2 protein-coding genes are annotated in these 2,796 nt (G+C 73.0%); both read right to left on the bottom strand.

Annotated features, from left to right (window positions below):
* Nucleotides 1-1,425, bottom strand: a 1,425-nt coding sequence (locus KBX39_RS34145; RefSeq protein ID WP_312247499.1) for a tetratricopeptide repeat protein, incomplete at its 3' end; no start/stop codon positions are given.
* A 227-nt stretch (nucleotides 1,426-1,652) separates the two neighbouring features.
* Nucleotides 1,653-2,796, bottom strand: a 1,144-nt coding sequence (locus tag KBX39_RS28020) for an alkane 1-monooxygenase (protein ID WP_247660685.1), incomplete at its 5' end; no start/stop codon positions are given.

Raw genomic sequence — 2,796 nt, 5'->3', positions numbered from 1 at the left:
GGTGAGCAGTTCGTCGGCCTCGGCGGGCCGGCCGCGCTCGGCGAGAACCAGGCCCAGGGTGCACAGCAGCGCGGGCTCGTGCGGAGCGCCGGCCAGCCCGGCCCGTGCGCCGGCCTCGGCGGCGTCGAGCTCGCCGCGCTCCACGTGCAGGTTGACCAGGGCGATCCGGGCGTCGAGGTGCCCGGGTTCGATGGCGAGCACCCGCTCCAGGTCGGCGCGCGCTCGCTCGGGGCGGCCCCGCTCCTGGTGGAGCACGGCCCGGTTGTAGTACGCCTCGGGCAGGTGCGGTCCCAGCCGGATGGCGGCGTCGTAGTCCCTGATCGCGGCCCGGGTCCGGCCCGCCGCCCGGTAGAGGGCGGCGCGGTCCACGTAGTACTCGCAGTTGTCCGGGTCGTGCGTGATCACGGTGTCCAGGTCGGCCAGCGCCCGCGCCGGGTCGCCCAGCGCGAGGTGAACCTGCGCCCGGTTGTGGCGCAGCCGGGCCAGGTCCTGCGGGCGTTCGCCGGGCCCGAGCGCGGCCGTCAGCCGGGCCAGTCCGTCGTCGACGAGCCGCAGCGCGCGGTCGGGCCGGCCGGCCCGGCTGTCCAGCAGCGCCAGGCCCTGCTCGTAGAAGACCGTCGACAACAGCCGCTGGCGTGGGTCGGCCAGCTCGGCGGCGAGGTACAGCGCCCGCTCCAGCCACTGCCGGGCCAGCGCCGGGTCCTGCTCGGCCGCCGGCAGGTGCCGGGCGTGCAGCATGGCGGTGGCGTACGCCGCCGACATCGTGATCTTCGGGTCGTCGGTGACGGCCCGCGCCTCGTCGTAGAGGTCGAGCGCCTCGGCGGCCCGGTTCAGGGCCGCCAGGGCGGTGGCCAGGCCGGTGGTGAACGCCCACCAGTGCCGCAGGTCGCCGTCGGGGGTGACCGTCGCCCGCCCGCGCCGGGCGACCCGGGCCGCGTGGTGGTAGTAGCCGCGGGCCAGGCTGTCGCCCAGGGCCCGCCGCAGCGCCTGCGGGGTGCGCTCGTCGGGCGCCGGGTCGGGGGCGCCCTCGTCGCGCAGGTCGAGGCGCACCGGGGAAGGCCCGAGCCGGCGGGCCAGCGCGTCCAGCAGCTCGGTGGTCGTCTCGTCGGCGCTGGCGACGTGATCGAACCGGACGGTCACCGGCCGCTGGAGCGTGCCGGCCCAGGCCGCCACCAACTCCGCCGCGCCGTAGGCAAGGCAGGCGGTACGGCGGGCGGGGTGGAAGCGGATGGGCTCCTCCTCGGCGGCCGGCCGGGCCGCCGGATCGAGCCGGGGGGCGATCGCGCGCAGTTCGACCGCGTGCCGGGCCGCCAGGCGGGGCCGGTCGGCGGCGACCCGACCCAGAAAGACCGAGACCCCGGCGTACGGCCCGTGGTCGCGGTGGCAGTCGTAACGTTCCGGCCCGCCGGTCACCGCAGGGCCCACCGCCGCAGGGGCGGGCGCCCGGAAGCGCCCGCCGGACCGGCAGTTACCAGCACCACTCGATCCACAGCCGGCGTGCGCCCGACACCAGGCGGAGCGCAGAAGTGCGACGGATGGTCATTCTCCTCATAGGAACCTCCGATGTGATCCACCTCAGGACTGGCCCAGAGCGTAATCCCGGTCGATGCAAATAAGAAGGGTGCTCGCAATTCGCGCCGCAGGGCCGAGGTCTAGTAGCGGCGCCGCAGTCGGGCCTCGGCGCGGGGGTTGCGATTGGCGAGGTTCAGGTCGCCGCCGTAGTGCGCCAGAACCCGTGGGTTCATCACCCGGTACCACAGCGGCGGAACGAGAGCGAGCAACACCATCGAGGCGTAGCCTCCGGGCAGCCGCGGCGAGACGTCGAAGCTGCGCAGCGTCTGGTAGCGGCGCAGCGGGTTGGCGTGGTGGTCGCTGTGGCGTTGCAGCTGGAAGAGGAACACGTTGGTGACGACGCGGTCGCTGTTCCAGCTGTGCCGTGGGTCGACCTTCTCGAAGCGGCCGGTGGCCGTGCGTCGGCGGCACAGTCCGTAATGCTCGAGATAGTTGACCGCTTCCAGCAGCGAGAAGCCGACGATCGCCTGTAGGAGCAGGAAGGGCACGAGCCGCCACCCGAACACCGCGATCAGCAGGGCGAAGAGCACGACGGTCATGAGCCCGGCGTTGAGCAGGTTGTTGCGCAGCGTCCACGGACTCTTGCGCCGCAGCCGGAAGCGGCCGGTCTCCAGCCGCCACGCCGAGATGAGGCTGCCCCAGACCGTACGTGGCCAGAACGAGTAGAAGCTCTCCCCCAGCCTGGCGCTGGCCGGATCCTCCGGTGTGGCGACACGGACATGGTGTCCGCGGTTGTGCTCGACGTAGAAGTGGCCGTACCCGGTGGGCGCGAGCGCGATCTTCGACATCCACCGCTCGACCGTTTCGCGCTTGTGGCCGAGCTCGTGTGCGGTGTTGATGGCCAGTCCGTTGACGATTCCGATGGTGGCGACCAGGCCGGCGGCGCCGACGAGACCGAGGCCGCCACGCGTCCAGACCCATGCTCCGAGCAGCAGGGCGGCGTACTGCACCGGCAGGAACAGGAACGTGATCCAGCGGTAGTAACGGACCTCCTGCAACCGCCGGGCGACGTCGTCGGGCGGGTTCTCCCCGTCGTCACCGAGCAGCACGTCGATGACCGGGATGAGTCCGAAGACCACCGCCGGGGTGAGCCACCAGGCAGCGGGTCCCGCACCGGCCTGCCACAACGCGTACGCCAGGAACGGCAGCACCGGCACGAGAAGAGCCAGTGGCCACAGGTGCTTCTTGCCGTCATGCCAACCGGCGGCGACCGCTGGAGCATCG

Origin of the sequence: Micromonospora sp. D75 (genome assembly GCF_018070405.1) — a bacterium.
GTDB classification, from domain to species: domain Bacteria; phylum Actinomycetota; class Actinomycetes; order Mycobacteriales; family Micromonosporaceae; genus Micromonospora; species Micromonospora chalcea.
This window is presented reverse-complemented; position numbering and strand designations above follow the sequence as displayed.